Consider the following 25,381-nt stretch of genomic DNA (forward strand, 5'->3'; position numbering starts at 1 on the left):
AAACCGCTGAATAATGAGTATCCTATGGAATACATCGTTAAGCACTAACTGTAATGTTACAAATTATACGAATAAACCGTTGTTGCAAAATTAACTTTTGCTAATGACAACGCCGCAAACTGCGGCGTTATCTGAACTCTAATGAAACCTATGCAGGATTAATCATTAAGTTTCAATACAGCTAAGAACGCTTCTTGAGGCACTTCAACGTTACCGACTTGCTTCATGCGCTTCTTACCTTCTTTTTGCTTATTTAGTAGTTTCTTCTTACGCGAGACATCACCACCATAACATTTAGCGGTAACGTCTTTACGCATTGCTTTAATGTTTGAGCGGGCAATAATCTGACTACCCACCGCAGCTTGAATCGCGATATCAAACATCTGTCTTGGGATCAGCTCTTTCATTTTATCAACTAAAGCTAAGCCGCGATGACGAATGTTTGAACGATGAATAACCATTGCTAGCGCATCAACTCTGTCACCATTGATCAAGATATCTAAACGCACCATATCCGCTTCTTCAAAACGAATAAAGTTATACTCTAATGAGGCATAACCACGACTGGTTGATTTCAATCTATCAAAGAAATCCATGACGACTTCAGCCATTGGCAATTCGTAAGTCACAGAAACTTGATTACCGTGATAAACCATATTGGTTTGTACGCCACGCTTCTCGACACATAAAGTGATAACGTTACCCAAGTACTCTTTAGGCACCAACATGTTTGCTTCAACAATAGGTTCACGGATCATGTCGATGTTATTGATTGGCGGTAAATCTGATGGGTTATCTACATACACCACCTCACCATTGTTCAATTGAACTTCATAAACAACAGTCGGTGCTGTGGTAATCAAATCAAGGTTGTATTCACGCTCAAGACGCTCTTGAATGATTTCCATGTGCAATAAGCCAAGGTAACCAATACGGAAACCAAAACCTAATGCTGAAGATGATTCAGGCTCGAAAAACAGCGATGCATCGTTCAAGCTTAGCTTGTTTAATGCATCACGGAAGCTTTCAAACTCATCTGTCGAAATTGGGAATACACCGGCATAAACTTGCGGTGTAACCTTTTTAAACCCAGGTAAAGGCTCTTCGGCACCATGTTTAGCGTGAGTTAAGGTATCACCTACTGGTGCGCCGTGAATTTCTTTAATGCCCGAAATAACAAAGCCAACTTCACCGGCTTTAAGCTCAGGTGTATCTGTTTGTTTAGGCGTAAAGATACCAACACGGTCAGCATTGTAGTTTTGACCGGTAGACATAACTTTAAACTTGTCACCTTTTTTCAAGACGCCATGCTTAATACGTACTAACGAGACAACACCAAGGTAACTATCAAACCATGAATCAATAATCAGCGCTTGAAGTGGTGCATCGATATCACCTTCTGGTGGTGGGATATCCGATACGATGACTTCTAGTACATCTTTAATACCGATACCCGTTTTAGCTGAGCAGCGCACAGCTTCCATAGCATCGATACCAACAATATCTTCGATTTCTGCAGCGACACGCTCAGGATCGGCTTGAGGTAAATCGATTTTATTTAAAATCGGTACCACATCAAGATTCATTTCTAAGGCGGTGTAACAGTTTGCAAGTGTCTGTGCTTCAACGCCTTGACCGGCATCAACTACTAGCAATGCACCTTCACACGCAGCAAGTGAACGGGATACTTCATAAGAGAAGTCAACGTGGCCGGGTGTATCAATGAAGTTCAGCTGATAAGTTTCACCATCATCGGCTTTATAGTCGAGGGTAACACTCTGCGCTTTAATGGTAATGCCGCGCTCACGTTCGATATCCATAGAATCGAGAACTTGAACGTCCATTTCACGGTCTGATAAACCACCACAAAATTGGATAAGGCGATCAGACAATGTTGATTTGCCATGGTCGATATGGGCAATAATTGAGAAGTTTCTAATGTGTTTCATGTGGGTGAAATGGCTACTACTAAAATGGTGGATATAATGAGGTCGAATTGTACCTGATAAAGGGGTTAATACCAATCACAATCAATAACTGGACAAAAAACAATAATAAAATCGCCCTTCATATCTGATAAATAATGCTATCTACCCCCGCGAAAGGCTGATCCCTTGGCCTAAATACGCTGTAATGATGGGCGTCGAGGCTTTTTCAAGCGTTAGCGCTTTGCTTTTACCGGCTTTCCAAGCCATGAAACTGCCTATCGCTGCAAGCATCATTGCGCCATGGTCAGTGTTGATATCCAAAAGACCAGCTAAGCCCTGCCCCATAATAGCGCCTAAAAATAACCCAACTAAAGGAGTGATATAAACCAGCATTGCTGCTTTTAATATCACGGATTCAGGCAGAGCAAGTTTCAGTAAATCACCCGCTTCGCAGGCTTGTTCTGCCATCAGAGAGAATTGCTGCTTTTTAATCGAAAAGGCTTTAGCAACCGTTGAGGTGCCACAATTGTCACTGCTTGAACAATGATTACAAGCACTCTTAAGTTCAATCTCAACGGTGACCCACCCTTTGGGATCGTAAGCGATTACCGTCGCCACCTCCTCCAACATCGATTGCGATAATGCTGGAGGTGATTGAGGTTTTTGCGCTGATGTTGAGTCTACTTGTTGAGTCATAGCGAAAGGCGCCCTGTAGGTTAAGTGCTAGTGATTCTAGCACTTATTTTAACGCTTGTTTTATGGCTAGTTACTTTAATACTCGTTATTTCAAGACCATTTATTTCAAGACCATTTATTTCAAGAATCTTTATTTCAACACTAGGCTTTTAGCAATACGATTAAGCGTATCTGCAGGCACTTTACCCACAGCAACTACTTCAACATTGCCCACTTGCTCAACCACCATTGAAAGGCCGTTGCGGGTAATTAGCTCATCAGGCATTGGACTATCACCCATTCTGGCCACATACACTGAAATGTTAACTAAGCCATCGGTTAAAGCGATATATTCAACTGATTCATCACTGCCAAGTAAGCGGTGATGATCTTTTACTACTAAATGAAACCCTGCAGGTAACCAAGTAAATTGCCAATTCTGTCCTTCAATCCGTTCAGCTGGGTTCATCACAGGCGGCAGTTCTTGCTTTTCAGCTTCGACTAAAATGCTCGCTGGCTCACCAAGCTCTATTAGCTCAATGACCATCATTTGCTCAATAAGCTGTTTGTCTTGGTTAATCATGTCATAACGCAGTGGTAAATGGGTTTCCATGTCCACCCAAACTTGTGACATAAAGCGGTGTTCATCAACCGGAATAATGCGGATCATTTGCCCAGGGCGCCCAGCTATACGGCTTCTTCCACCTAAAACAAATTGATACCCCTGCTCTAAAGAATTGATATTAGATGCAAAAATAGCAGGCCAAAGACCTTGAATACGGGGAGCGCTGATGCTGTATGCCGGTTGGTCATGCTCAATAAATGTTACCGTATCAGCAACTCTGACCGCATTTTTAGGGGGGCCATTGAGGTACTCTAGAAAAGCGACTTCTTTATCATTGACCGTACCATGCAGATAAACCAGTGGTCGTATGTGGTCGGCTTGCAGTTGAATAATAGAAGATTTGAATTGTTTGGTTTGTAATGCTTGGCTCATACTTTCAAGCCAAGCTTTCGCTGATTTTTCTTCTTCGGCAATACTAGGGAAAGCCAATACAGCAAGTACTAACAGGATTAGACGCAAGCTAACTCCGAATTAATGATTAAAATCGTTTAGTTCAATTTCGCTATTGTTGTCCACAACCGCACCTGAATTCAACCTTTGTTGTAGCATATGGTCTTGGATATAAGAATTTATACGGCGACGTTGCTCAACCATATTATCGTTACTGATATTAGATTGATTTTGTACAGCCCCAGTTTGGAGACTAACAGGTGACGCAGTCCCAATTAAAGGACGAGTATTTAACACAGGTAATGGTGAGTCGACACTTGGGTCTTGCTCATAATTTTGCACACCAACAATTGCTACCATAGCCACAGTTGCAGCAATTGCATATTGACCAAACTGTTTGAAAAACGGTACCACATTATCTTTCTTAGTCTCGTTCACGGTTTCAGTATCATGTACTGAAGTTGTTTGAGTCTGAGGTGCAATAATGGCTGGCTCTAATTCTATTGCCGCTGCAATATTAGCAGAAAGATCCAAATCAATTGTCTGTGGTAACTCGCCGCGCATTGCATCGCCTATCATGTGATAGTTTTGCCATTTGCTATGTGAGCCTTCGTCTGCTGACAATTCCGCTAATGTTTTTGCATCAACTTCGCCGTCAACTGCTGATGAAACCCATTCTTGACCTGATTTTAGCATTTTTCACCCATGTCATAAAGACTGTTACTGTTCCAGCAAAGGCTGGAGTTTTTTATCGATTGATTCCCGTGCGCGGAAGATCCTTGATCTCACCGTCCCAACAGGACAATCCATGATATTGGCAATATCCTCGTAACTCATACCATCGAGTTCTCGTAATGATATTGCAATTTTCAATTCTTCTGGCAACGTTTCTAACGTTTCAAAAATCACCCGATTAATTTCATCTGATAACACCAAGCGTTCTGGTGAAGCAAATTCCTTTAATGCATCGCTGCCTTCGTAGTATTCAGCTTCTTCGGCGTCAACACTGTTAGCCGGTGTTTTTCTGCTCTGAGAAACCAAATGATTTTTTGCAGTGTTTACTGCAATGCGGTAAAGCCAAGTATAAAAAGCACTTTCACCCCGAAAGTTGGGTAATGCACGGTAAGCTTTAATAAAGGCTTCTTGTGCAACATCTGCTATGTCCGCTTGGTTTCGTATGTATCTCGAAATTAAGCTCATTACCTTATTTTGGTATTTTTGGACTAGCAAATTGAAGGCGTTTTTATCACCACGCTGAACACGTTCAACTAACTGTTGATCACTTATTTGTCCACTCATCCGAGCCGACTACTCCTAAATCTATAATACTGATTTCTCAGTCGCTCGAATCATATTCACATTAAAGTAGACTCGCATGCTTTGAAAAAGTTCGATATTGAATGAAAAAAAATTAATTTAATTAAAAAATTAGCGATTACCCCATCTAATAGTAATGTCTAAGTACCCAAAAAAGCGTAATTGATTTACCATTGAGGAACATATTAAGTACTCCATGATACCTTATGAAACAAGCAGTTGAACACCAGTCTGATATTTTGGTTATAGGTAGCGGTGCAGCAGGATTAACACTTGCCCTGCATCTAGCTGAAAAGTCTAAAGTTATTTTACTTTCTAAAGGCCCTTTGGCGGAAGGTTCGACTTATTATGCCCAAGGTGGAATCGCATCTGTATTCGATGAATCGGACACTATTGAATCACATGTTAATGACACGCTCATTGCTGGCGCAGGACTTTGTGACAAAGAAGTGGTGACTTACACGGCTGAAAATGCCAAAAAGTCGATGCAATGGTTAATTCAATGCGGTGTTGCATTTGATAAAGAAGAAACTGACGGCGATCAAAGCGCAGCACCTTATCATTTGACCCGTGAAGGTGGTCACAGCCATCGACGTATTTTGCACTCTGCCGATGCAACAGGAAAAGCCGTACAAACAACCTTGCAAGAACGCGCAATCGCGCACCCGAATATTAAAGTACTTGAGCGATATAACGCCATTGACCTAATCACCACTCGCAAATTAAACCGCCCCGGTAATCGTGTAGTGGGTGCTTATATTTGGAACCGCGATGCTGAGCACGTTGAAACGGTAACAGCCAAATTTGTTGCTATCGCGACAGGTGGCTGTTCAAAGGTATATCAATATACTTCTAATCCGGATATTGCTAGTGGTGACGGAATCGCCATGGCTTGGCGAGCGGGTTGCCGTATTGCCAACATGGAGTTTAATCAATTTCATCCAACTTGCTTGTATCATGCTGATGCTAGAAATTATCTGCTCACTGAAGCATTACGTGGTGAGGGCGCATATTTAAAACGACCTGATGGTAGCCGTTTTATGCCTGAATTTGATGAACGCGCGGAACTTGCTCCCCGTGATATTGTGGCAAGGGCAATCGATTATGAAATGAAGCGCTTGGGTGCTGATTGTCTGTATTTAGATATCAGCCATAAACCCGCTGAATTTGTCATCAAACATTTTCCCACGATTTACAGTCGCTGTTTAGAATTTGGTATTGATATCACCACCGATCCCATCCCTGTGGTGCCTGCAGCCCATTACACCTGCGGCGGCGTCATGACAGATTTGCATGGTCAAACTGATATCAATGGCCTATATGCCATTGGTGAAGTAGCCTACACCGGCTTACATGGTGCCAACCGACTGGCCAGTAACTCCTTATTAGAGTGCTTGGTTTTTGCTAGAGCTGCTGCTCAAGATATTGAAAGCTTGCTTGAAAAAGTGCCGACACCCGGGCCTGTGCCACTCTGGGATGAAAGTCAGGTTAGTAACTCAGATGAAGAAGTGGTCATTGCCCATAACTGGCATGAACTGCGTTTATTCATGTGGGATTATGTAGGAATTGTTAGAACCGATAAACGCTTGGAGCGCGCGCTACGCCGCTGCGCATTGTTACAACAAGAAATTCAAGAATATTATACTAACTTCAGAGTCAGTAACAATTTACTGGAATTGAGAAACTTGGTTCAAGTAGCTGAGTTAATCATTCGCTGCGCCATGGAAAGAAAAGAAAGTCGTGGCCTACACTATAATGCCGATTACCCAGAGCAAGTCGATAATCCAAAGCCAACTATTTTACAACCTAAACGATAGCGTTAAGATTATTAACGCTTTTGATATGCGATTAATTGACGACACAGGTTTCGGTAACTGCTGTCGTCAAGCATGTCGCTCCAGACAATTAATAACTGCCTTTTTCCCCGAGTTGCAACTCCCCGCTCATCTAAAACGTCAAGTTCAATAAACATCACTGTAGCAAATACAGTGACTATTGAACTGCGCCATAATTGAAATTCTTGCCCTTGGGATAACTTACCTTTACTTGCATCAAGTAAAGAAAATTGGCAACGCCAATGCCTTAACGCCAACAGATGAGCGACAAAAAAAGCCAGATACGAGATAAGAATAAAATAGAATGCCAGTTGATAAGCCCAGTGGCGATAATCTGGCCAAAGAATAAAGCTGCTTAAACACACACAGAGCAATACAATATGTGATAAAAATTGATTAAATGAAGCGCTTAAGCTGAAATGCATCAGTTAAGCACCTTCATCTTTTGCAGTAAGCTCATATCGCTATAAACTAGCTTATGGTTGAGGGCGACCACGAACCGTAACTATCATGTCAGCCATAGCAGCATCAGGGCAAACTTCATGCCCCATAAACCAAGCAAATAACTCAGGGTCTTCACAGGCTAATAAATCAATGAAGGTTTGCTTATCTTTATCAGCTAAAGCTTGGTAATGTTGCTCTACAAAAGGTTGAAAAAGAACATCTAACTCAAGCATCCCTCTTCGACAAGCCCAGCGCACTCTTGCTATATTCATTAATTCCAATGTACTTCTCCTAACATCTCTTCGGATACTTTATAGATGTTGCAAACTTCGATGCTCAACATCTTGAACTTGTGGATCAACACCAGCAAACAAATCATTAAAGTCTGTTTCTAACAAGCGTTGAACCGCAGGGTGTTGAATCATCCTCTCAGCAAACATGACATGATACTCTTCTTTAATATCAGTGGTTTCACCCAGTAATACCATGCCTTGGGAGAGTATATCATGACGATAAATAGAGGGAGCAACAAATATACCGCGCTTAAACAAACCAAATGCTTTCATCATAGCTGCATCATCAAACTCACCTAAAATACTCACATTAAGATTTTTTTCAGCAAACCAGCGATGTAACTGTTGCCCAAGGGAAGTACGCTTGCCTGGGATCAGTAATTTCTCTTGCTCAAGACATGCTGGAAAGTCAGCAGAGGGCTTTGATGAAGAGAAAAAGCTAATACCGCACTCGCCTAACTTTTTGGATAAGATTTCAGGGTATTTAAGTGATACGCCAGCACAATCAGATAAAATCATATCTAATTTATGTTCACGTAACCTTGCTATCAGGCTTTCATGGGTTGATTCATAACAGCTCAAATGCATTGAACCGTCACTTGGGATCACTGTCAGTAAAACGCGACTGGCTAAGGCTTTAGACAGGGCATCAGCAATACCCACTTCAAATAACACTGAGTCATCTTTTTGATAAGAGAGTAAATCGATCATTTCGTAGCTTAGACTAAACATCTTATCAGCATAACGAAATACGATTTCACCAAGTTCGGTGGATTCAAGGTTGCGGCCGACACGTTTAAATAGACTGCCATTGAGGCGTTCTTCTAAAGCGCGAATTTGACCTGTGATAGTTTGCGGGGCTAAACATAAAGCGACGGCAGCCTTGGCTACCGTCCCTTTCTTTCTAACCATCCAAAAATAATATAGATGGTTATAATTTAAATGTTGCATTCATATAAGCCAGCTAATGAAAGATGACTTATTTTAGTCTCTGACAGTTCAACAAGCTATCAATTAATATCGACAACTCATTTAGGTCATTGATGTTTTTATTGGCCGTTTGTTCTTGAATGGCCAAAACAATATCTGCCTTGTCAGGGACTCTTTCTGCACAAAAACTGCGGTTAGCCTCTTGATAGCGTTTACCTGCACGGTATTTAAGCGCTCGAGACTCATAGCCACTATCAGCGTCTAATCGGCTAGCAGAAGCGTCGTCGTGGTACATCAATGCACCATCAACCACACCATCTAAGTAACTTTTACACTCGCTTGATTCAACATCCTTTTGACAAACATTGAATGACGTTGCTTGGGCAGGAACAACGGCCCCAATAGCAAAGGCTAACATTAGCAGTTTAAGTTTCATTTAATCACTCCAGCTTATTTTGCTTCAGTTTTAGGAAGCACCTTGTTTAACCAGAAATAACCCACTAATGCAGCTAGCATTGAACCGGTTAAAATACCTAATCTTGCAAAATCACCATATTGATCAGGTGCACCATCAAAGGCAAGCGACGAAATAAATACTGACATAGTGAAACCAATACCAGTCATCACTGCCACAGGGATAATTTGACTCCAGCCAATTCCTGGTGGTAATTCAGCTAATTTTAGTTTTACCGCAACATAACTAAACAGTAATACACCTACAGGCTTACCTAATAGTAGGCCTAAGATAATACCGATAGTTACTGGCTCAACTAACGAGGTTACGCTCATACCTGCAAGTGATAAGCCTGCATTGGCAAAGGCGAATACGGGTAGAATGAAGAAGGTGCTCCAAGGGTGTAGGCTATGCTCTAAATGCTCAGATGGTGATGAGCCGTCTTTAGCCCGCAATGGAATACAGAACGCAATAATCACACCTGCTAATGTGGCATGTACGCCAGATTTAAGCACTGCAACCCATAAGATCAGACCAAGTAAACCGTAAGGGATCAGTGAGCTGACACCTTTGCGGTTCAGAGCAACCATTAATACAATTGAAATAGCTGCAACAATCAAGCTTACCATCGATAAATCAGCACTGTAAAATAGTGCGATAATGACGATTACGCCCAAGTCATCGATAATGGCTAATGCAAGTAAAAAGACTTTCAATGCCACCGGAACACGGCTACCAAGTAGCGCCATGATACCGAGTGCAAAGGCAATATCAGTCGCAGCTGGAATTGCCCAGCCCACTTGAGTCACAGGATCTGAGTAGTTGAACGCTAAATAAAATAACGCTGGGAACAACATACCACCAATAGCAGCAAAGGTAGGTAATGATGCTTTTGAAACGCTTGAAAGCGCACCTTCTAGCAGTTCACGTTTAACTTCTAAACCAATTAGTAGGAAGAATAACGCCATAAGACCATCATTAATCCACAACAGTAATGGCTTATCTATATCCAGTGAACCGATACGCACTTGGACTTCTGTATCAAGAAAACCACTGTATAAACCCGCTAATGGCGAATTTGCCATTAACATCGCCAGCACTACAGAGATCATCAAAATGATACCCCCTGCAGATTCTTGACTTAAGAAATTCTTAATTGCACGTTCCATAATTTTCTCCACAAAAAACAATTAATTCGAGTCTAGCGGAATTATTCAAACAATCATAATCGTTAGTTTGGGTCTTATATGTCGGGATTTCCGAGGTATTAAACAAAATAACACGAACAAGATCACATTTAAGTGTATTAACGTGAGCCCAAATTGCCAACATATCGCTTTTTTAAGCTAATCAATTACCAACAAGCTTCTTGAAAAAAATATCAACTGCTGAATAAAAATACAATCAGCTAAATTAATTAATCTTTTATTTACAATACTCTGCAAAATTATTATCACAAGCATTATTAACTAACATTGTCTTTTTAGTCTTAAAAAGCAACTTAGCAATGAGGCTGTTTTGCATACACTGTCCCCATAAAATCATTAAAGGTTAGCTGTTATTTTCATTATCGGGTTTAAAAATCGTCGATACTTTGCGCAGTAGAAGACAATCGCTTTGGTTTAGATGTAAACCAAAGCCATTGGGTGAAATGATGGCTGAAATGTGATTTATACGGAGAAGGGATACTTAATTGCTTCGTGATGTTGGTAACCAATCACTTCAAAGTCATCCATGGTGACCCAAGTTTCCAAGTCACGTAAACTTTTTATATCAGGATTAATATTCAACTGTGGCGATGGGAATGGATCACGGACAAGTTGCTCAGTTTTCATCAATTCAAGTTGATCTTCATAAATGTGCGCATTAATGATCTTGTGATAAGCCAGACCTGGCTTATTTCCAGTGATCTGCGCCATTAGTGCTAAAAAGGTGTACACCTGAATTTGATTAAAGTTAAGCCCCAAAGGCACATCACATGAACGCTGATAGCTTGTTAGGTAAAGGGTATCACCGAGAAGCGAAAAAGTATGAGTATGCATACAAGGTCTTAAGCAGCCCATGTCAAACTCACCAGGATTATAGAAAGTGATAATCTCACCACGATCGTCAACCCCTTTAGATAAGTTATCGACAATTTTAGCAAGCTGATCAACGCTTCCACCACAAGGTTTTTGCCAGCGTCTTCCTTGCACTCCGTATACTCGGCCCATATCATCCTCACCTTTGCGGTGTGGATTGTTTAACCAACTTTGGTTGTCATTGGCGTTCATATCCCAGGTTTTAGTGCCGATGGCGCGAAAATCTGCGGCATTATCGTAACCACGAATGTAGCCAATAAGCTCAGCAATTGCAGCCTTCCAGAAGCTTTTACGAGTCGTAATAATGGGAAATTGATTATTGGCAACATCGTATTGTAAATCTGCATTGATCACCGTTAAACAGCGCTTACCTGTACGTTTATTTTCAATCCAGTGGCCGTTTTCAACGATGTGGTTGCAGAGATCTAAATACTGACGCATTTTATTGTCCTATTATTAAAACGTTTGTTATTTGCAGAATATTAATTATCAAAACTCGTGGCTAGTGTAATTTTTTTAAGCAGAAAGCGCGAGCTTTAAACCTATTACCATCAGCAAAACTGCGAATATCTTTTTCAGTATCGGCGTTGGCCAAATACTGGCGGCCTTTACCCCTAAAGGTGCAATAAGCATAGAGGTAATGATGATCCCCACTAATGCGGGAATATAAATATAACCGACTGTCCAAGTGGGTAAGTCAGTGGCATTTAATCCGGCAATAACATAGCCCGCAGTACCCGCTATCGCGATTAAAAAACCTGTTACCGACGCAAAGCCAACCGCTTGACGCATTTGTAAACCGCAATAGCACAAGAAAGGCACCAGCAGTACCCCGCCGCCAATGCCCATTAAGCCGGCAACAACAGCTATTAGCATTGAAACGATAAACATCAGCTTAAAACTTGGCACTTTCGCTACGGCTTTGGGTTTTAATGGAAATGCCATTTGTATTGCCATCACTGTGACAAATATCGAGAAAGCCTGCTGTAATACATTGGCTGCTATTTGTTCTGAGATAAAAGCCGATGCTAACGCACCAACCACAATACCCGGCAACATGGGCTTAAAAAGCTCCCAAGGGATATTACCGTGTCTATGATGGGCAATAGCAGAGCTAAACGAGGTCATAATAATTGAGGCTAACGAGGTGGCAATGGCTACATGGGTGAGTTGGCTGGACTCTATGCCTATCCAGGGCAGTAAATAAATCAGTGCCGGTACAATAATAAGCCCGCCACCTATGCCTAACAAACCAGCAAAAAATCCAACCACTGCGCCTAATAACAAGCAAAGTGAAAAAACTAACAATATATTGTCCAACGTACAGCCCTAACAATGAAAAATGTGTAAATTGACTTAGCCAAGTTGCTTTTATCAACTTGTTTAATTAACTAACTTTGCTTCAGTATTTTTATTTCAACTTGCTGATTTTAAATTGCTGATTTGAAATTACTGCAATAAGCGTCACGTTGGCCTGTCATTAGTCTAAAATCGACAGCAAATTACGCTGTTGCAAATATTGATTCAATAATTGCCTGACTTGCTCACCATTAGACAAGCTTAATACCTGGTCTAGTAATCGCTCAAGTTCAGCTTTGTTAATCCGTCTAAGTAGATAGTTTATCCGCGCAATACTGCCTTGGTTCATACTGAGTTTTTCGTAGCCCATAGCCACTAACAATAAGGCGCCCATGGGCTCGCCAGCAAGTTCACCGCAAATACTGGCATCAAGCTGAAAACGGTTACAGTCAGTAATAGTCCATTTTAGCGCCCTTAATACGCCAGGGTGAAAACTATCAAATAATGAACTGACACTGGGGTTATTTCTATCCACCGCAAGCAAATACTGGGTTAAGTCATTACTACCTACAGAAACAAAATCAACTCTTTTAGCCACATCTTCTAATTGGAAAAGCAAAGATGGGACTTCAAGCATTACCCCTATTTTAGGTTTGGGTATTTCTCTTGCGAGCTCTTCAGTCAGCTCTGAATATGCCTGTTCTAGGTAAAGTAATGTTCGATCGATTTCGTCTAAATTACTGACCATAGGCAACAATATCTGCAATTGTGAAGAGTCAGCATTGGCTGTCAACATCGCGCGTAATTGCATTAAAAACAGTTCTGGATGATCTAAAGATAAGCGGATGCCACGCCAGCCTAAAAAAGGATTATCTTCTGTGATAGGAAAATAAGGCAATGGTTTATCACCGCCCACATCAAGGGTGCGCATCACCACAGGTCTGTCTCGCGCTGCCGATAGCACTTGTTTATAAACTTGAACTTGCTCAAGTTCACTGGGAAAGCGTTGATGCAGCATAAAGGGAATTTCAGTGCGGTACAGTCCAATACCATCAGCGCCTTCTGCCATATCGGTGCTTAAACCACTTAATAAACCGGCATTCAAATAAAGCTGTATTCTTTGACCGTCTAAGGTTTCAGCGGGTAAGGATATTTCAGCAGAAAATTGTCGTTGCTGAGCTTTACTCTCAGAAATTAAGCAAAGATATTCATGAATAATGGCATCAGATGGCGAAATTAATAATTGGCCGCTATTGGCATTTAGCACTAACTTTTTATTGTCAACATCTGCAGATAAAACCTGATCAACACCAACAATTGCTGGCACACCCAAGGCTCTTGCCAATATTGCTGCGTGGGCATTTACCCCGCCAAGTTCTGTGACTATTCCTGCAAGTTTTCCTCGAGGAAACTCTGCTAATAATGTGGCATCAACCTCTTTCGCCACCAGTATGACCGATTTATCAGGTGCGAGTTCTATTTTGTCTGGTTCGATTAATTGGCGTAAAACTTTTTGGCCTAATTCACGAATATCACTGGCCCGCTCTTTTAAATACGGGTCTTCCATCGCGATAAACTGCTCAATATAGCGTTTAGACACCCGGCTAACGGCAGATTCGGCTTGCCAACCTAAATTCACTTCCCGTAGATACTCGCCACCAAGACTGGCTTCACCTAACAGTAATTGTAAAGCAGAAAAAATAGAGGCCACATCATCTACATTTTCACGATCAAAACGTTGGGATAAAGTGCTGATAATATCACTACAGCGTTGCATAGCAGCTTTTAGACGCTGAATTTCTGTTGCTAAGTCTGTGGCTTGTTCTTCGGGCTGATCGAGAGAGATAGCACCACCAAGCACAAAGCCATCAGCAATGGCGATACCTTTTGACGCTGAAGTACCTTTGAAGACGACTTGTTGTTGAACATTACTGATCGCAGCTTTGTTTTTCAAATTACGTACCACAACCGCTAGTTGGGCCGCCAAAGTCATCAAAAAGGCTTCTTCATTTTCACTAAACTGTCTCGGCTGCGGTTGCTGCACCACAATGACGCCGACAACCTGTTTTTGAAAGATTATAGGTACTGCCAGAAATGCGCGGTACTCTTCTTCTTCAACTTCAGGAAATAGTTTAAATCTGGGGTGTGATTTTGCATCGGCAAGGTTAACAGCTTCTTCTTTTTCTGCCGCTAAGCCCACTAAGCCTTCAGATAAAGGCATTTTGACACGATTGATGGAATTAGGTGCAAGGCCCTCTGTAGCAGAAAGCACCAATTGTTGCTGTTCAAGAATATAAATAGAACAGCAGTGCGTTTGCATTGCCAACTTGGTTTGGGAAACCAATAATGACAATGCCGTCTCTAAGCTATTAGCACTGGCGACAGACTGTGTAATATCCCTAAGCGTATTTAGCACTGCTTCACATCCTTTTTTGATCAGCTAATTTCTATAACGGCCTCTTTTTCGGCTAGGCTCGCGGCCTTGAAATGCCAATGTAATAGAGGAAAACTCCTTCATAACTTTACGGTAAACATCACGCTTAAAAGAAACGACTTGTCTGACTGGATACCAATAATTCACCCAACGCCAATCATCAAACTCTGGATGACCACAGGAATTCAAATTAATCGTGTCGTCACTGCCTTTCAGTTGTAATAGATACCACTTTTGTTTTTGACCAATACAAACTGGTTTACTTTCTTGCCTAATTAACCTCTTAGGCAAACGATATCTCAGCCATGAACGTGTTGACGTTAAAATTTGCACATTTTCAGGTTTAAGACCGACTTCTTCATACAATTCTCGGTACATGGCTTGTTCTGGGGTTTCACCATCATCTACACCGCCTTGAGGAAATTGCCATGAATGTTGTCCAAACCGTCTGGCCCACATTACTTGACCATATTTGTTACAGATAATAATGCCCACATTTGCGCGAAAGCCGTCGCTATCAATCACATGGACTCCAATTTCACTACAAATTAATGACTAGATTGTTTCATAAAGCTCGCCTACGGGCAAACGACTATTTCAATAGAACACTTGGATAAAATAAGCCCTTAGCAACTTTTATCAACAGATGATGACCTTAGTTATCATTATTATCCACAAAATCTGTGGATATCTCTGTTTGAAACTCTAAAATAACTCTAAACAGGCCAAATTACAGTGACAACCACTGTCGTTAACAAAACCAAATCAACAGTAAAAAAACAAACCAATACAACAACTTGACCTTTTGCAGCATTGTTAACTTATAATTAAACCACACAAGAGGTCACTTTTTAAACAGCAAAGGTAATTATTAATTGTGGCCATACAGGCGAAATAAGTTATACACAAAAAACAACATATTTATTTTATAAATATCAAAATAAAGCTATTTTTCACCATTGACTGTCAAAAAAATATCCGCTAAGCATAAACAAATTAAAGTTATTCATTCATTCTGTGGATAAGTGTGTGTGAAATAGTGGAGCAAAAGGAGTGTAACTTTATAAAATGGTCAAACAAACTCACCAGCATTCATAAAAGTCGTTAATAAACAAAGCAATATATTACTGCAAAACCTTGGATAACTTTAACCTGTCAAGGCGCTCAAAAAACAACCAGTAGTTGTCATTTTAAAATAATCGATAAAACAGTACACTTTAATACACGCGAACTTTTAAAAGTAAGACATTGCTCCATGATGAATACCCCACCAAACTCAATCGATGAATTGATGCAAAGAGCCTATGACATGGCTGGTGTCAGTTTAGGTGACATAGCAAAAGAGCATGGCGTAAACGTGCCAGAAAACTTAAGAAGAGACAAAGGCTGGGTAGGACAACTGATTGAAATGGAGCTAGGGGCAACGGCAGGCTCAAAACCACAGCAAGACTTTCTTCATTTGGGGATTGAGTTAAAAACCATTCCAATTGATAAACAGGGTAAACCAATAGAAACAACCTATGTCACCGTTGCCCCACTGACCAATATTCAAGGGCTCACTTGGGAAGACAGTGTGGTTTATCATAAATTACAACACGTGCTGTGGATCCCCATTCAGGGTGAAAGAAGTATCCCTGTCGCTGAGCGAAAAATAGGCTCACCAGTATTATGGCAACCCAATCAACAACAATATGTCCAGTTAAAGCAAGACTGGGAAGAGATAATGGAATTAATTGCCATAGGAAAAGTAGAGCAAATCACCGCTCGTCATGGTGAAGTATTACAACTAAGACCAAAGGCAGCCAATAGCCAAGCATTAACTGAGTCAATTGCCGAAGACGGTCTGATTAAGCTCTCTAATCCCCGAGGTTTCTATTTAAAGATCAACTTTACCCACCAAATACTAACAAATGCATTTAGTTAGCGTTACAAACTGTAAATATAAAGGCTTTTTATTAAAACTATTGTAAATACCACTATGACAAGTATGGGAATTTTCTATAAACTAGCCTGTCTTAAAATATCAACGGACTCGATATAATCCTGTGAAAGTACGTCGTCAGACAAGAAAGCTATTATTTGCGATTTTAGCATGGTGTATTGCCATGAGCGCATTTGTCTTTTTCCGATATTCACAAACTCCTGATTTACCTCAATGGGCCATCGGAAAAATAGACTTAGCAACGCTAGCTATTTTTATGGGCTTCGTATTCGGCTGCCTGCATTGGATGTCTAACCTTATTGCCGATTTTAGCGCCATCAGCCGCCTGCCCTATATTTTTTCAGTCATATTTAAAGGCCTATTTTTACTACTCGGTGCCATGACGCTGGCTTATGTCACCCAATTTTTAAACATGTGGGCCATAGAAAACCATTTAGTATCACTAAGGCAAATGCTTACTGCGCATATTTTATACAGCCCAGCATTTCAGGCCTTAGTGATTTATCTCGCCGTGGTACGCGTCGGCTTAGCCTTTATTGAACAAATGGCGCTACTTGTAGGCCCAAGAGTGTTACTTAACATAGGTTTAGGTAAATACCACCAGCCACGTTATGAACACCGACTATTTTTATTTGTGGATATGGTGTCATCTACCGCTCATGCAGAAACATTAGGTGATTACCGTTTCAGTCGTCTAATCCAAGATAGTTTTAGCATGCTGGCAGATACAGTAACCAATAATGAAGCCGAAATTTACCGTTATATGGGTGATGCCGTATTAATTCATTGGCCGTTAGATGAAGGTGTTAAAGAAGATCGCTGTATGAATATCTATTATGAATTCAGCCAACAGTTAAACTGGCATCGCGCTTACTTTGAAGAACATTATGGTTTTGTACCCAAATTTAAAGCTGCTGCCCATTGTGGTCAGGTTGTCGCTGCCGTAGTTGGCGTTCATAAGCAAGAAATTAGCTACTTTAGCGATGTACTCAATACCCTCGCAAGGCTTCAAGATCAGTGTAACCCTTTAGGTCAGAGAATGTTGATCTCCGGTGAAGTCGCCCACCGTTTAGAACGTCAAACCAGCCAATACGATTTAACTGATTTAGGTGCAATGATGCTAAAAGGTAAAAAACACGAAATTGAAGTATTTGGTGTAGCTCCGAAAATAACCCCTTAATGAAACAACACCAAACAAGATAAACCGTTGCCAGCTTGATTACTGCTTTTGCAATAAGCCTTCTAGCATCAAGCCTAAGGTTCTAAAGGTTGAAATACGACTAGTGGTTTGTCGCCAAACCAATCCAATATCACGATATGGCGCTTCACCAGGCGGTGTCATAATCTGAAGTTCAGTGTCATTCAAAATACCAGCATCAATGGCCATTTGCGGTAAAAAGGTCGTTCCTAACTTACTATCCACCATTTGCACCAGAGTATGTAAACTCGTGGCGGCAAAGGGGTTAATCTTAGCACTATTGCCTAATTGGCAAGCCGTAATCGCATGGCCAGTAATACAATGCTCACTTTGCAGTAAGAAAATACTTTCATCGGGCATTTGTTGATAATCAATAGGCACATGGATCCCATTAGATAGTTCCTGATGAACCACCATTTTGAACGGGTCAATGCCCACTTTCATACTATGAAAACCTGTAGTATCCACAGGCAAAGCTAAAATAAGTAAATCCAGCTCACCTTTTCCCAGTGATGCTAACAAACTTTCTGTGGTGTCTTCCCTTAGCAATAAACTCAATTGGGGATAATCAGCTTGGCACTGTTTTACCACTCGACTCAATAAAAAAGGCGCTATGGTCGGAATACAACCTAAGCGGATTTCACCTGTCATTGGTTCACCTTGGTTTTTGACTAATTCGACAAGATCATCAACATCCGTCAATAATTTTCTCGCTCTATCAACCACCTCTTCACCAATGGCTGTGAACATAAATGATTTATGATCACGCTCGATAAGCTGATATCCCAATTGCTCTTCAAGGTTTTGAATCCCACTTGAAAGAGTCGACTGACTAACAAAGCAAGACTTTGCCGCTCGGTTAAAGTTTTGCTCTTGATGCAAATTCACTAAATAAAATAGATTTTTAAGGCTTGGCAGGTTTTTCATTTAATCGATTACCATAAGATGATGTCATTCAAATAATGAATTAACTAAACATAAATAACAATAAATTAAGCTGGATCTAGTCCGCATAATCAGCAAATTTAATGCTGTTACTTTTTTAAAGGCAAAAAAAAGCCCCTTGCGGGGCTTTTAAAAGTCAAAAGCAATTAAGCTTTTGCTTCTAAAAATTCTTTTAATTGCTGTAGATCTGAACCTGCATGCTCAACGATTTGACCTAACCATTTATCATGCTCAGTATCCCAAGCTGGCTCTTCGCCATGTTGAACAAGCTGTGCAAATTGCTGAATACGCTTTAATCCAACAGAACCTGCAGCACCTTTAAATTTATGCGCTTCAGCACAAAGGGTATCTTTGTCATTCGCTTCATTCGCTTTAATGAGGCTTCCTAAATATTCAGGCATTAGCTGCTCAAATAACACGACACTTTTTAATAAAGTTCCAGCACCAATAGCACTACAATATTGCTCTAACGTATTGAGATCCAATACAGACTCTAACTCAACTGTGGCCATCTCGGCACCTCTTAATCAATTCATAACTTTAAAATTGAATTTATAATACTCGCTAAAATCCCCTATGCAACTAAACAAAGCTTTTCAAGTCTAATTTCTGGCAATTGAGCACAGTATTTTAACAAGCTGTTAAAAAAACTTTATAAAGTAAGTGAATAAACTTTCATAAATTGCAGTTAAAGATTGAGTTTTAGTTTTTTTGGGCTGACAAATAGTGCCCTTGTCCACCGTTAGCCGCTAAATTTTGCACGATAGCCACTAAGCCTTCCCATCGATAACCGCACCAATCAGGCGCCAGTAATAGCGGTTTTTTAGCATAAGCTGTGACTCTGTGAAAAATAATATCTTTAGGTGTATGACGAATAAGCTCACTGGCATAGTTGGCGTAGTCTTCTTTTGTGAGTAATGCCATCCCTTTATGACGCCATGTCTTAGCCATTACACTCCCTTCTACTATATGTAATGGATGCAGTTTAATGCCATCAACTCCGGTTTCAATGACACTGTTCAAACTGCGCAAGTAATCACTATAGTCTTCACCGGGCAAGCCAAGGATCAAATGAGCACAGACTTTAATGCCACGTTTTCGAGCGCGCTGCACTGTATCTTGATAACAAGCAAAGTCATGACCACGGTTAATGCGCTTTAAGGTGTCATTGTTTGAAGTTTGTAAGCCAAGCTCAAGCCAGACTTCAGTCCCCTTATCTTGATAACTGACTAACAAATCTAAAATATCATCTGGTACACAATCCGGGCGGGTACCAATATGTAAGCCAACAATATCTGAATCTTTAATGGCCTCATCATACTTCGTCTTTAGCACCTGATACTCATCATAGGTACTCGTATAAGCCTGAAAATAAGCAATATATTTGGCACTATCATTTAGCGAGCGCTGCTTACCTTGCTTTAATTGCTCAGAGATACTGGCTTCAGTGCCTTGCTCATAACTAAAGGACGACACATTACAGAAAGTGCAGCCGCCTTTACCTAAGGTTCCATCTCGATTTGGGCAAGTGAACTTAGCATCAATTGTCAGCTTTTTAATTCTGCCGCCATATTGCTGCTTACATACTGCACCGAAGGTATTTACAAAATCATCTAAACCCACAATTGCTCCTGACGGCAAAAAGTGGCAGACAATACAGGCTCTGACAGATAAAAACTTAGTGCCACATCAAAAAAACAGTAAATAAATCGATTAATTTATATTCACACAGTGACAAAGGGCACATTTTTGAACTTGGCAGTTACAACTCTTAGTCAAATTAATTGAATAAATAATCATTTAAGGCAATTTACCTGTTCAAACTGTACTTGAAAATAAATTCACTATCCATAAATCAATATCAATCAACACCAAATGTTAACCAAAAGTAAAAGTGACAATTTTGTAATTTTAAAATTCTTTTTATTCATAAGGTTATACGAACAAAAAAACATCTTACGTTAACGTAAGGTAGCTTTTTTATAACATTTGTAATAACAGTAACAATTCATTTTGTTGAGTAATTTAAGTTTGACCTTTATCCATTATCAAGCTAATTTGGGTGGTTCGGGTGCATATCTATGAGAACTTCTCCGCATTATCCGAGTCGTATTAAGTTAGGTTTAGGGAGTTTTTGTATGAGCTTATATCATCCCAGTTTTGAGCGGGACAATTGTGGATTTGGTTTAATAGCCCAAATGGATGGCGATGCTAGCCATCGTATTGTCCGTACTGCTATTCACGGTTTGGATAGAATGAAACACCGTGGTGGGATAGCATCAGACGGTCGCACAGGTGATGGCTGTGGACTATTAATGTCGATGCCGAAAGACTTTTTTGCAGCCATTGCAACTGAAAATGATTGGCACCTTAGCCGCAAGTTTGCAGTGGGCATGCTATTTCTCAGCCAAGATCCAGTCAAAGCTGAAACCGCAAAAGCCATTTTAGAAAAAGAACTCCAGCGTGAAACCTTAAGTGTTGCCGGTTGGAGAAAGGTGCCTGTAAACCCTGATGTACTGGGTGAGATTGGCCGCAAAAGCCTGCCACAAATTTACCAAGTGTTAATTAATGCCCCTGTGGGCTGGCGTGAAAAAGATTTAGAACGTCGGCTTTATATGGCCAGACGCCGTCTTGAACAGCAAATCATCGATGATAGCGACTTCTATGTTGCCAGCTTATCGGGTGAGGTTATTGTCTATAAAGGCTTAATGATGCCTGCAGACTTGCCAGCATTTTATTCTGACTTAGCCGATATTCGTCTCAAAAGCACCATTTGCTTATTCCATCAGCGCTTTTCAACTAACACCTCGCCGAAGTGGCCATTAGCGCAGCCATTTAGATTTTTAGCACATAATGGTGAAATCAATACCATTACCGGTAACCGCCAATGGGCCAGAGCCCGTGCTTATAAATTTAATTCACCGCTATTGCCTGATTTACAACAAGCCGCGCCTTTTGTTAATGAAACTGGCTCTGATTCATCATCATTGGATAATATGCTGGAAATGCTATTAGCCGGTGGCATGGATTTATACCGTGCTATGCGCTTACTTATACCACCAGCCTGGCAAAGTAATCCTGAAATGGATGATGAGTTGAAAGCATTTTATGATTTCAACTCGATGCATATGGAGCCGTGGGACGGCCCTGCTGGCATCGTAATGAGCAATGGCCGCCATGCTGCCTGCGCCGTAGACCGGAACGGCCTACGCCCTTCTCGCTACGTTATAACCAAGGATCGCATCCTAACACTGGCATCAGAAGTGGGTATTTGGGATTATTCTGCCGATGAAGTGGTAGAAAAAGGCCGTGTTGGCCCTGGCGAATTATTAGTACTCGATACCATGAATGGCCGTTTGTATTCGTCATTTGAAATCGATAATGACTTAAAACGTCGCCACCCATACAAAGAATGGATGGCTAAAAATAGCCGCACCTTAAAACCTGCGACCAAAATTGATGCCGCTCAACAAGGCGCCAGTAATTTTAGTGCTGATGTGTTACTTCAGTATCAAAAGCAATTTGGTTACAGCCGTGAAGAGTTAGAGCAAGTTATTTGGGTGCTAGCAAGTAAAGGTGAAGAAGCTACTGGCTCAATGGGTGATGATACTCCAATGGCGGTATTGTCGAAAAAATCTCGCTCACTGTATGACTATTTCCGTCAAAAGTTTGCACAAGTCACCAACCCGCCTATTGATCCATTACGTGAAAAACATGTGATGTCGTTAACCACCTGTATTGGGCGCGAGCAAAACTTATTTTGCGAAACAACCGGCGTGGCTTATCGAGTGATGTTTGAATCACCCGTTTTACTTTTTAGTGATTTTAATCAGTTACTTGGTCTTGATAGCAGTTACTACCGTGCGAATACTATTGATTTAAACTACGACGCCCACGAAAACTTAAAGCAAGCTATCGAGCGCATTACCGATGAAGCTGAGCGTTTAGCAAGAAGTGGCACAACCTTACTAATCCTGTCAGACAGAGCCGCCGCTAAAAATGTTCAAGTGATCCCTGCCGCTATGGCTGTGGGCGCGGTGCAGCAACGCCTTGTTGATCAAAGCTTACGTTGTGACACCAACATTATTGTTGAAACTGCATCAGCGCGCGACCCACATCACTTTGCCGTGCTATTAGGTTTTGGCGCGACAGCGATTTACCCTTATCTGGCTTATGAGTCTATTTCAGCCATGGCAAAGAAACATCAAGTAGAAGATGACAGTATCTTGATGTTGAACTTCCGCCAAGGTATTGAAAAAGGCCTGCGTAAAATCATGTCGAAAATGGGGATCAGTACTGTAGGCTCTTACCGTTGTAGCCAGCAATTTGAAGCCATTGGTTTATCTTCAGATGTAATTGAATTGTGCTTTAAAGGCGTGATTAGCCGTATTGAAGGTGCAAGCTTTGAACATTTAGCTACCGATCAAAAAGTGCTTCATACTGCAGCGTTTCGCGCTCACATACCACTGCCACAAGGCGGTTTATTAAAGTATGTTGAAGGCGGCGAGTATCATAGTTTCAACCCCGATGTCGTCAATACGTTACAGCAAAGTCTTAAAGATCAGGATTACCCTAAATATAAGAAATTTGCAGCGTTAGTCGATGACCGCCCTATTGCGACCTTACGTGACTTAATTGGCATTAAAGGCACAAATGCGGCCATTGACGAGTCAAATGTTGAAGCTGCCGGAAACTTATTCCCACGTTTTGATAGCGCTGCAATGAGTATCGGCGCATTAAGTCCGGAAGCCCATGAAGCCTTAGCCGTTGCTATGAACCGCATTGGTGGCCGTTCAAATTCTGGTGAAGGTGGTGAAGACCCAAGTCGTTTCAATAGCGAACGTAACTCAGCGATTAAGCAAATTGCCTCTGGCCGTTTTGGCGTTACAGCCCACTACCTTGTTAATGCTGATGTATTGCAAATTAAAGTCGCTCAAGGGGCAAAACCCGGTGAAGGTGGTCAGTTACCTGGCCATAAAGTGAGTGTTGAAATCGCTGGTCTTCGTCATGCGCGCCCTGGGGTTACCTTAATTTCGCCACCGCCGCATCATGACATTTATTCTATCGAAGATTTAGCCCAGCTGATTTTCGATTTAAAGCAAATCAACCCTAAAGCTTTAGTGTCAGTGAAACTGGTATCTGAGCCGGGCGTTGGCACCATCGCAACGGGTGTTGCGAAAGCTTACGCCGATATGATCACCATATCAGGTTACGATGGCGGTACTGGTGCCAGTCCAATTACGTCAGTTAAATATGCTGGCTCACCATGGGAGCTTGGCCTTGCGGAAGTGCATCAATCACTGGTTGAGAATGGTTTGCGTCATAAAATTCGCTTACAGGTCGATGGCGGCTTAAAAACCGGTCAAGACATCATTAAAGCCGCGTTGTTAGGTGCAGAAAGCTTTGGCTTTGGTACCGTACCTATGATTGCTTTAGGTTGTAAATATCTGCGTATTTGTCATCTAAACAACTGCGCTACCGGTGTAGCAACCCAAGATAAAAACTTACGTGACAAGCATTATCATGGCTTGCCAGAGCGAGTAATTACTTACTTTGAGTTTGTCGCTCAAGAAGTCCGTGAATGGATGGCAAAATTAGGCGTTGCTAAATTTAAAGATTTAGTCGGCCGTACTGATTGGTTATATGCCCTTGAAGGCCAAACAGCCAAGCAGTTAGGACTCGATTTAGCGCCAATTTTATATCAGCCAAAAGTCGCTGACGGAAGTGCTATAACTTGGAAAGAGTTAAACCCGCCTTCTGATAAAGGTGAGTTAAATCTACAAATTGTTTCAGACACAGCCCAAGCGGTATTAGCCGGTGAGGCGTTAACCAAGCAATATGCCATTAACAATACCGACCGCTCAATCGGCGCGACATTATCAGGTTTTATTGCCACCAACATTGGTAAAGAAGGCACTAAATCACCTATCACACTGCAATTTAACGGCAGTGCAGGTCAAAGCTTTGGGGTATGGAATAGCCCGGGGTTAGATTTAGAGCTAATTGGTGATGCTAATGACTATGTCGGTAAAGGCATGTCTGGCGGTAAGATTATTATCCATCCTCCTGTTGGCAGCCCATTCCAAAGTGAGCGCAGTGCCATTATGGGTAATACCTGTCTATATGGTGCAACTGGCGGCCGAGTTTATGCTGCAGGTCAAGCTGGCGAGCGTTTTGGGGTTCGTAACTCTGGCGCCGTAGCTGTGGTTGAAGGTGTGGGTGACAACGGTTGTGAGTACATGACTGGCGGCATCGTAGTTGTTCTTGGTAAAACAGGGGTTAACTTCGGCGCAGGTATGACGGGTGGTTTTGCTTATATCTTTGATCGCTTTAATCACTTTAGTCGCCGAGTTAATACTGAGCTTGTTGATACCCAAAAACTAGAATCAACAATACAGCAGCAACACCTTAAAGGCTTGATTGAAGAGCATGCAAGCGCCACTGGCAGTGAGCATGCCAAAATGATCTTAAGTGATTTTGAGAACTGGTTAGATTGTTTTGTATTAGTGAAGCCGAAGAACATTGCCGTTGCTGACTTGCTCAAAATTGAGCAAAAAAGCCCGGAACTTGCAGTAAAGGCGGGGTAAATTA

At 41.4% G+C, this 25,381-nt stretch carries 21 protein-coding genes; 4 read left to right on the top strand and 17 right to left on the bottom strand.

Annotated elements, in window-relative coordinates:
* Positions 1 to 158: 158 nt before the first annotated feature.
* The 5 genes from lepA to rpoE all read right to left on the bottom strand — a co-directional run bounded on the left by lepA (position 159) and on the right by rpoE (position 4,917).
* The gene (gene lepA / locus BCU57_RS11195) at positions 159 to 1,949 is read right to left on the bottom strand and encodes a translation elongation factor 4 (protein WP_102439236.1); all 1,791 of its coding nucleotides are present in this window, start codon (positions 1,947 to 1,949) and stop codon (positions 159 to 161) included.
* Positions 1,950 to 2,090: 141 nt separating this feature from the next.
* Positions 2,091 to 2,558 carry a SoxR reducing system RseC family protein gene (locus tag BCU57_RS11200; protein ID WP_102439284.1) on the bottom strand — a complete coding sequence of 156 codons (468 nt, stop codon included), beginning with the start codon at positions 2,556 to 2,558 and terminating at the stop codon, positions 2,091 to 2,093.
* Positions 2,559 to 2,754: 196 nt separating this feature from the next.
* Positions 2,755 to 3,687 carry a MucB/RseB C-terminal domain-containing protein gene (locus BCU57_RS11205; RefSeq protein ID WP_102439237.1) on the bottom strand — a complete coding sequence of 311 codons (933 nt, stop codon included), beginning with the start codon at positions 3,685 to 3,687 and terminating at the stop codon, positions 2,755 to 2,757.
* A gap of 12 nt (positions 3,688 to 3,699) precedes the next feature.
* Entirely contained in the window at positions 3,700 to 4,314 is a 615-nt protein-coding gene (locus tag BCU57_RS11210; RefSeq protein WP_102439238.1) for a sigma-E factor negative regulatory protein, read from the bottom strand.
* A 24-nt stretch (positions 4,315 to 4,338) separates the two neighbouring features.
* Positions 4,339 to 4,917 (bottom strand): RNA polymerase sigma factor RpoE, encoded by a 579-nt coding sequence (gene rpoE / locus BCU57_RS11215; protein ID WP_102439239.1) that lies wholly within the window; start codon positions 4,915 to 4,917, stop codon positions 4,339 to 4,341.
* Positions 4,918 to 5,141: 224 nt separating this feature from the next.
* On the opposite strand from rpoE, the gene nadB reads away from it, so the two are divergent.
* The gene (gene nadB, locus BCU57_RS11220) at positions 5,142 to 6,752 is read left to right on the top strand and encodes an L-aspartate oxidase (RefSeq protein ID WP_102439240.1); all 1,611 of its coding nucleotides are present in this window, start codon (positions 5,142 to 5,144) and stop codon (positions 6,750 to 6,752) included.
* Between the two features lie 11 nt (positions 6,753 to 6,763).
* Here the strand turns inward: nadB and BCU57_RS11225 are convergent, their stop codons facing one another.
* The 9 genes from BCU57_RS11225 to rppH form a co-directional block, all read right to left on the bottom strand.
* Positions 6,764 to 7,195, bottom strand: coding sequence for a protein YgfX (locus BCU57_RS11225; RefSeq protein ID WP_102439241.1), 432 nt, complete (start codon positions 7,193 to 7,195; stop codon positions 6,764 to 6,766).
* A 51-nt stretch (positions 7,196 to 7,246) separates the two neighbouring features.
* On the bottom strand, positions 7,247 to 7,495 hold the full coding sequence (locus BCU57_RS11230; RefSeq protein ID WP_102439242.1) for a succinate dehydrogenase assembly factor 2: 249 nt from the start codon (positions 7,493 to 7,495) through the stop codon (positions 7,247 to 7,249).
* Between the two features lie 30 nt (positions 7,496 to 7,525).
* Positions 7,526 to 8,458, bottom strand: coding sequence for a transcriptional activator NhaR (nhaR, locus tag BCU57_RS11235; protein WP_076542538.1), 933 nt, complete (start codon positions 8,456 to 8,458; stop codon positions 7,526 to 7,528).
* 28 nt (positions 8,459 to 8,486) lie between these two features.
* Positions 8,487 to 8,873: a hypothetical protein gene (locus BCU57_RS11240; RefSeq protein WP_102439243.1), complete on the bottom strand. Its 387-nt coding sequence runs from the start codon at positions 8,871 to 8,873 to the stop codon at positions 8,487 to 8,489.
* 14 nt (positions 8,874 to 8,887) lie between these two features.
* The gene (gene nhaA, locus BCU57_RS11245; RefSeq protein ID WP_102439244.1) at positions 8,888 to 10,060 is read right to left on the bottom strand and encodes a Na+/H+ antiporter NhaA; all 1,173 of its coding nucleotides are present in this window, start codon (positions 10,058 to 10,060) and stop codon (positions 8,888 to 8,890) included.
* Between the two features lie 501 nt (positions 10,061 to 10,561).
* Entirely contained in the window at positions 10,562 to 11,413 is an 852-nt protein-coding gene (locus BCU57_RS11250; RefSeq protein ID WP_102439245.1) for a thymidylate synthase, read from the bottom strand.
* Between the two features lie 75 nt (positions 11,414 to 11,488).
* On the bottom strand, positions 11,489 to 12,292 hold the full coding sequence (locus BCU57_RS11255; RefSeq protein WP_102439246.1) for a sulfite exporter TauE/SafE family protein: 804 nt from the start codon (positions 12,290 to 12,292) through the stop codon (positions 11,489 to 11,491).
* A gap of 160 nt (positions 12,293 to 12,452) precedes the next feature.
* Positions 12,453 to 14,687 (bottom strand): phosphoenolpyruvate--protein phosphotransferase, encoded by a 2,235-nt coding sequence (ptsP, locus tag BCU57_RS11260; protein ID WP_102439247.1) that lies wholly within the window; start codon positions 14,685 to 14,687, stop codon positions 12,453 to 12,455.
* Between the two features lie 24 nt (positions 14,688 to 14,711).
* Positions 14,712 to 15,230, bottom strand: coding sequence for an RNA pyrophosphohydrolase (rppH, locus tag BCU57_RS11265; RefSeq protein WP_076542529.1), 519 nt, complete (start codon positions 15,228 to 15,230; stop codon positions 14,712 to 14,714).
* A gap of 733 nt (positions 15,231 to 15,963) precedes the next feature.
* Between rppH and mutH the strand changes: the two genes are divergently transcribed.
* Together mutH and BCU57_RS11275 are read left to right on the top strand one after the other, a co-directional pair.
* Positions 15,964 to 16,629, top strand: coding sequence for a DNA mismatch repair endonuclease MutH (gene mutH, locus BCU57_RS11270; protein WP_102439285.1), 666 nt, complete (start codon positions 15,964 to 15,966; stop codon positions 16,627 to 16,629).
* 181 nt (positions 16,630 to 16,810) lie between these two features.
* The gene (locus BCU57_RS11275) at positions 16,811 to 17,827 is read left to right on the top strand and encodes an adenylate/guanylate cyclase domain-containing protein (RefSeq protein ID WP_198589262.1); all 1,017 of its coding nucleotides are present in this window, start codon (positions 16,811 to 16,813) and stop codon (positions 17,825 to 17,827) included.
* A gap of 39 nt (positions 17,828 to 17,866) precedes the next feature.
* On the opposite strand, the gene oxyR is transcribed toward BCU57_RS11275, so the two are convergent.
* The 3 genes from oxyR to BCU57_RS11290 all read right to left on the bottom strand — a co-directional run bounded on the left by oxyR (position 17,867) and on the right by BCU57_RS11290 (position 20,413).
* Positions 17,867 to 18,772 carry a hydrogen peroxide-inducible genes transcriptional activator OxyR gene (oxyR, locus tag BCU57_RS11280; protein ID WP_102439249.1) on the bottom strand — a complete coding sequence of 302 codons (906 nt, stop codon included), beginning with the start codon at positions 18,770 to 18,772 and terminating at the stop codon, positions 17,867 to 17,869.
* A 164-nt stretch (positions 18,773 to 18,936) separates the two neighbouring features.
* Positions 18,937 to 19,302 (bottom strand): Hpt domain-containing protein, encoded by a 366-nt coding sequence (locus BCU57_RS11285; RefSeq protein WP_076542524.1) that lies wholly within the window; start codon positions 19,300 to 19,302, stop codon positions 18,937 to 18,939.
* Positions 19,303 to 19,492: 190 nt separating this feature from the next.
* Positions 19,493 to 20,413: a TIGR01212 family radical SAM protein gene (locus tag BCU57_RS11290; protein ID WP_102439250.1), complete on the bottom strand. Its 921-nt coding sequence runs from the start codon at positions 20,411 to 20,413 to the stop codon at positions 19,493 to 19,495.
* A 515-nt stretch (positions 20,414 to 20,928) separates the two neighbouring features.
* Here BCU57_RS11290 and gltB point away from each other — a divergent pair.
* Entirely contained in the window at positions 20,929 to 25,377 is a 4,449-nt protein-coding gene (gltB, locus tag BCU57_RS11295; RefSeq protein ID WP_102439251.1) for a glutamate synthase large subunit, read from the top strand.
* Positions 25,378 to 25,381 lie beyond the last annotated feature (4 nt).

Source organism: Shewanella sp. 10N.286.48.B5, from assembly GCF_002874355.2.
Classification (GTDB): Bacteria; Pseudomonadota; Gammaproteobacteria; order Enterobacterales; family Shewanellaceae; genus Shewanella.